The following is a 5,699-nucleotide window of genomic DNA, read 5'->3' as shown; positions in this document are numbered from 1 at the left end:
CACCCAACCGGGTGCTTTTTTTATGGTCGGTCCAATGATGGATTGGACAACGAAAAACTACCGCTTCCTAGCGGTTTTTTTATTTTCTGGAGATATTAATGGAACCTGTTTCAACTAGCGGTTTAACAGCATTATTAAAATTTTATGGGGCAGCAATTATGGTGACTTTAGCAGTCGCTTTAGTCGCAGCAGTTGTATTGATGACACGTATGCCGCGCTCACCACAAGAATGGGCCGTAGGTTTGATTTGTACAGTTGTATCAAGTTTAGCTGGTGGCTCTTTCATTATTGTGAAGTGGGGACTACATGAATGGATTACAGATATTTGGGGAATGATTGCACTAGGTGGCTTCTTCTTTATTTGTGGTATTCCCGGTTGGGCTTTGGTCCGATGGATCTTCAACTTTATTGACAAACAAGAGGGTAAAACGATTGTCGAAGTAATTAAAGAAGTTAAGAAAGCCAAAAGAGATGTCGAAAACAGTTAATACCGCCTTCGGGCGGTTTTTTTATATCTGAAGGAAACCGAAATGAACATTGAAAAATATCTTGATGAATTAATTCAGCGTGAGGGCGGGTACGTAAATAACCCAGCAGATCGCGGCGGTGCAACTAAGTATGGAATTACTGAAGCAGTTGCTCGAGCAAATGGATTCAAAGGTAGTATGCGAGATTTACCTCTGGATGTGGCCAAAGCAATTTATCGCAAAAACTATTGGACTGCTCCACGTTTTGATCAGGTTAATGCAATTTCCTCTGCGGTAGCTGAAGAGCTTTTAGATACTGGTGTGAATTGCGGTACCGGCTTTGCAAAACCTCTTTTACAACGAGCTTTGAACTTACTAAACAACCAAGGAAAAGCTGGATATGCAGATTTAGAGGTTGATGGTGTTTATGGATCTGAAACTCTTAGAGCTCTAAAAACCTATCTGTCAAAACGAGGGAAGGAGGGAGAAAAAGTCCTGGTGCGTGTTCTTAATATCATGCAAGGGCAACGCTACATTGAAATCTGTGAGCGTAATCCAAAGCAGGAGCAGTTTTTCTATGGCTGGATCGCCAACCGAGTTGTTATATGAAAGTCTTTCATTGCAGACGTTCAAATATTGCTTTCACAATTACATTGCTGTGCATTCTATTTTCAGGATGCTCAGCTCATACGATCAATAACAATGTCAGTGTAGGAATTTGCGTAAAAGCCCTCGGATGAGGGCCCTAATTTTTTAAAAAGAAAAACCTTTAGATAAATCTAGAATTTGAATATTTAAAAGTTTGCTGATTTGTTCTTGTTTAACTTGATCGTCCTTATTGTCTTCTGTCCATTGCCTTAAAGCTGCCAGAATCTCTTTACCAAACTCGCTAACCTGAAGTTGAAGTGTTTTATTCATTACATTCCTGTGCATGCTGAAATTATTTGAACTAGGTTGAATAAACTTAAACTTTTCTAAGGTTTCTTGTGCATTTTGTCCTGTTATTTCATCACTACCTTCGTGAAGATATGCGCATCTTAATGCATAAAAATCTGCACCACTTAGAAAGGTATATTCCGTCTGATCAGCTCCAATTTTGCGTGTGTAAACAGATTTAAGATATTTATTAAACCAATTAATCATTCTCTTTTTTGAAGATTTTTCGTTAGGTTCATCTATTTTCCCACAAATATCTGGTAAAGAAAGCGAAATAAATAATACTGAATACCAGTTTTCTGTTTGAATTGATGTTTCTAATGCATTAATGAAATGATTCATTATTATTCCTTTTATAATTTATGAGTTTGAATATTAGCTTTTTATTACTAATAATTCATCAAGTTTAAAAGGATTTCTACTCAACTTATCCCTACTCATCGACCAGTTTCGACCCGGCACAAAACATGGCCCGACACCAACCTTTTTCTTTCCAAATTTGATGTGAATACCATCTATAGCCTGCATTAAACATTCCTTTTTCTCTATATGTTTAAAGTCAGTTAACAAGTCATAAGTATGGCCAGACTTTGGCTCTAAACCTGTCAGCACTACGCCGCACTTCTTATATTTAATTCCTTCTTTGTAGATATCGTTTAACATCCTCGTAGCTGCTTTTACAAAATCTAGCGCGCAATCCGTAGGCTCAGAAAACGAACCTGTGATTGATTTGTTGTAGAACGGCACATTGGCATCGAAAGGGTTTGACTGTACAAAAGCAATCATACATCCACATAGCAGCCCTTCATCTCTCAACCGCTTACATGCATCTTGAGCATACATTGAGATAGCTTCTTTTAGATCCGTTAATTCAGTTACGCGACCACCGAAAGACCTAGAGGCAACAATCTGTTTTTTGGATGGGGGAGTATGCTCGATCTCAATACATGAAATACCCTGTAATTCGTAAATGGTTCTTGCCATCACAATTGAAAACTTCTTTTGCATCTCGCGCGGCTCAGCACAAGCTAGATCAAGCACTGTATTGATACCCATAGATTGAAGCTTTTTAGAATGCTTACGGCCAACGCCCCAAACTTCAGATACTTCAATTAATGAGAAATAATATTCTTTATTGCAGGGATCCATATTCACTAAATCACAAACGCTGTTAAAGCCGGGATTCTTTTTAGCAATATGATTTGCAATCTTTGCTTCTGTTTTACTTCTGCCAATACCGACACAAACGGGCAAACCAAGCCATTTCCATATTTGTTGACGCATTTGCTGGCCAACTTTTTCTAAATCAAAGTTCTTTTCATAAGCTGTGAAGTCTACAAAGCACTCATCAATCGAGTACGGTTCAACTTCTTCTGCAGTTACGTAAGAAGCAAGAATCGTATGAAAGCGCCGTGACATTTCTGCATACATTGCATAGTTGCTTGAAAGAACGATTACGTTATGTTGCTGAACAATGTCTTTAATTTGAAAAAGCGGCACACCCATTTTAATGCCTAAAGCTTTTGATTCATTACTACGAGCAACGGCACACCCATCATTATTGCTGAGCACAATAACGGGTCTATCATTTAAACTTGGATCAAAGACTCTCTCACATGAAACGTACATGTTATTGACATCGATGAGAAAAAATACTTTGTTCTCATGTTTCATGACTTAATGCCGTGTCATTTTAATGATATGAGTGACAACGCCCCAGATAATTAGTTCTTGGCCCTCTTGTAGATAGATATTTTTATATTCAGGATTCTCTGCTTTAAGCCATTGACCTTTTTCATCGATCATTAAACGTTTAACTGTGAATTCATTGTCAATTAGTGCAATAACAATATCGCCGTGTTTGGCATCAAGACTTCGATCTACAATCAATTCATCATCAATATCTATACCCGCATTGAGCATTGATAGTGATGCAACTTTGACAATAAACGTTGAAGTTGCATTTTTGATTAAGTGCTCATTCATATCGAGCGCTTTATCGATGTAATCTTGAGCCGGAGAGGGGAAACCTGCATTGATTTTTTCTAATGCGTAAGGGACAAGCATGTGAGTTGAAGGTACAACCTGCTTGATAGATAAGGCCTCACATAAAACTATACCTTGTGTGAGGTATGGTTTTATGTGGATGATGGATGGTGCAATTTCGCTCATAGAATATCCCCTAACTTGAATTTGTAACATATTCAAGATGATATGCTAGAGCTTAGTTAAATTTCAAATTTAAAAAGTTGTGGATAAATAAGCACTAGTCATAACTTGTCGCAGTGATTAGTGCATTTGGTCGGAAAGTAAACGGTGCTAATCTGCTGTTTTTCTTTGTTTTGGGAAGTAGTCAGCAGTAAATTCACCGAGTGGCATTTCAAAGAAAAATTGATCAGCATCTTCTTTCTTACAGTTTAACCAATCTTCTCGATACTCTTCTGGAATAACAATAATCGATCTCTTTTCATCTTCAGGTTTATGGAACTGGCTCATGAAAGGGTGATTATCAGCATTTATAGTCAGCATAGACATAGATCTAACTTGTTGGCCATCAATCACAGTTGAATCATAAATGGCTGCTACCGTAAAAGGTAAACCATCTTCTCTATAAATTCCCCAGCGTTCAGCTTTCCCGTTTACATATCGAGGCTCATAAATCTTTTCTACAGGTATTAAAGCAAATTGACTTTTGGCCCATGCGTGTTTAAAACTTGGTTTCTTATCTACCGTCTCAGTTCTGGCGTTATAAGTGTATTTAGAGAACTTTAGGTCATGGTTCCATGGTGGAATCATACCAAATTTAACTTGGCGCCACTCAATATCCCCATCTTTAGAAAAAATAAGAGGGCAGTCGTAACCCGGATAAATATCGGCTTTATAGTCGAATGTTGGCTCGAGTAGATCTAGTAGGTGTACTCGGTCTTTTGATATAGGTTCATAGTTCGCACACATACCTGAAGCCTTATTTTCTTATAAAAAATTATTTATGATTTAAGAATATCTCTTCTCTATAAAAATTAAAATCACCAGTTTTACTGTCCGAAGTAAAAATTAAAAAGGCATTTTTTAAAGCTTTTGGCATAAGGAAGTTAAACCAAATATTCAATATCCTTATGGAACAACCACCACTCATAAAAACTACAATCGTTTTATTTTCACCAAAGATATTGTCAATATAAGACGTATCTTCTAAAGGAGTATATGGATTCTCCTTGAGAAGTTGACGAAGTATTTCATAGAAATCTCTATTTATATACTTTAATTTACGGTGTAACTTTATTCCCTTTAACGATAATCTCATAAAATTAAACTGATTTTCTGATATAAATTCTTCACCCCATAGCCATGCGATAAGCTCATAAACTATTTTTAACGCGAGAAGAGCCATTAAGTCATAATCAAGACTAAAAGTAATATTTATTTCAGGTTGCTCAAGAACTTTAATATTTTCTTTTGAATTTTCAATTATTTTTTTTATATCATCTTTTAATATATCTTCTCTTAAAACTCTACCTTCCTTTTTTGCCTTTCTGCTTATAGCTTTAAATATATCATTTTCAATTGTTTTTAGATCTCTCTTATCAATAGAAGCTTTAAACTTAAAACCACCATCATCAGTGAGTTGCTGATCAATAACGGGCAATTGATATAATGAAAAATCAGATTCATAACGAAATCTTACGCCCTTATATGAATATTCTCCAGCAAGAGGATTCGTTAACTTATTTTTTTTTCCTTTAATTTCGTTAGTATAAGCATACATTTTAAAATATATATTTTTTGCTAGAAGCCCTTCTAATGAATGTCCGAGAGTGTTATTACATTCTTTACACACATTCTTTACGACAATTTGACCTCCAATAAACTCTGGAACTATATGCTCATCAGTTAACTTTTTATCTGTATTGTTTTCATCATGAGAGGCCATGCAAATAATACATTTAGTAAAATCATAATTAAAAATTAGATGAGGAAAAACTTTTGTATAGACAGTAGACATTTAATAACCTAATGGCTTTTTATAAAGTATTTACAATAGAATATATCAAAAAATTCAACAGCTAAAATATCAAAATAGCTCCAATCGTTGATATCAGTAATCTCAATTATTGTAAAATATGGTGTTTTATTTAATGGATAATTCTCTTTATTTATGAGAATCATTGGTTCATTGAAATTATTAAACTGGTGTGCTGTTAAGTCAATAACATACCTATCATTCTCTATCCAGACATGGCTATCATCTTCAGCATCTGTTCCTTTTATTAAATTGGCTCTACGGAATATCTAGTG

At 35.5% G+C, this 5,699-nt stretch carries 7 protein-coding genes; 2 read left to right on the top strand and 5 right to left on the bottom strand.

The annotated features are described in order from the left end of the window. Nucleotides 1-98 precede the first annotated feature (98 nt). The gene (locus RFW85_RS16465; RefSeq protein ID WP_031977841.1) at nt 99-488 is read left to right on the top strand and encodes a hypothetical protein; all 390 of its coding nucleotides are present in this window, start codon (nt 99-101) and stop codon (nt 486-488) included. A 42-nt stretch (nt 489-530) separates the two neighbouring features. Beyond that, nucleotides 531-1,076 carry a glycoside hydrolase family 108 protein gene (locus tag RFW85_RS16460; RefSeq protein ID WP_063090789.1) on the top strand — a complete coding sequence of 182 codons (546 nt, stop codon included), beginning with the start codon at nt 531-533 and terminating at the stop codon, nt 1,074-1,076. Nucleotides 1,077-1,220: 144 nt separating this feature from the next. Here RFW85_RS16460 and RFW85_RS16455 read toward each other — a convergent pair whose 3' ends face one another. The 5 genes from RFW85_RS16455 to RFW85_RS16435 form a co-directional block, all read right to left on the bottom strand. Beyond that, on the bottom strand, nt 1,221-1,745 hold the full coding sequence (locus RFW85_RS16455; RefSeq protein WP_002125325.1) for a hypothetical protein: 525 nt from the start codon (nt 1,743-1,745) through the stop codon (nt 1,221-1,223). Nucleotides 1,746-1,778: 33 nt separating this feature from the next. Beyond that, complete coding sequence (locus RFW85_RS16450) at nt 1,779-3,077, bottom strand: Y-family DNA polymerase (protein ID WP_103851164.1); 1,299 nt, start codon at nt 3,075-3,077, stop codon at nt 1,779-1,781. Nucleotides 3,078-3,080: 3 nt separating this feature from the next. Further along, a complete protein-coding gene (locus RFW85_RS16445) occupies nt 3,081-3,575 on the bottom strand; it encodes a translesion error-prone DNA polymerase V autoproteolytic subunit (protein WP_309171710.1) in 495 nt (164 codons plus the stop codon). Between the two features lie 147 nt (nt 3,576-3,722). After that, nucleotides 3,723-4,358, bottom strand: a complete 636-nt coding sequence (locus RFW85_RS16440; RefSeq protein ID WP_086378122.1) for an SOS response-associated peptidase family protein — start codon at nt 4,356-4,358, stop codon at nt 3,723-3,725. A 28-nt stretch (nt 4,359-4,386) separates the two neighbouring features. Continuing rightward, nucleotides 4,387-5,406, bottom strand: coding sequence for an HNH endonuclease (locus RFW85_RS16435; RefSeq protein WP_086378123.1), 1,020 nt, complete (start codon nt 5,404-5,406; stop codon nt 4,387-4,389). Between the last annotated feature and the right edge of the window lie 293 nt (nt 5,407-5,699).

This window comes from Acinetobacter sp. 12966 (assembly GCF_031196995.1).
Lineage (GTDB): Bacteria > Pseudomonadota > Gammaproteobacteria > Pseudomonadales > Moraxellaceae > Acinetobacter > Acinetobacter geminorum.
The sequence above is the reverse complement of the archived record's forward strand: the minus strand, read 5'-3'. Positions and strand labels throughout refer to the sequence as shown.

Coding starts and splice junctions, on each gene's coding strand:
- RFW85_RS16465 (WP_031977841.1), top strand. CDS start 99: ATGGAACCTGTTTCAACTAGCGGTTTAACAGCATTATTAAAATTTTAT.
- RFW85_RS16460 (WP_063090789.1), top strand. CDS start 531: ATGAACATTGAAAAATATCTTGATGAATTAATTCAGCGTGAGGGCGGG.
- RFW85_RS16455 (WP_002125325.1), bottom strand. CDS start 1,745: ATGAATCATTTCATTAATGCATTAGAAACATCAATTCAAACAGAAAAC.
- RFW85_RS16450 (WP_103851164.1), bottom strand. CDS start 3,077: ATGAAACATGAGAACAAAGTATTTTTTCTCATCGATGTCAATAACATG.
- RFW85_RS16445 (WP_309171710.1), bottom strand. CDS start 3,575: ATGAGCGAAATTGCACCATCCATCATCCACATAAAACCATACCTCACA.
- RFW85_RS16440 (WP_086378122.1), bottom strand. CDS start 4,358: ATGTGTGCGAACTATGAACCTATATCAAAAGACCGAGTACACCTACTA.
- RFW85_RS16435 (WP_086378123.1), bottom strand. CDS start 5,406: ATGTCTACTGTCTATACAAAAGTTTTTCCTCATCTAATTTTTAATTAT.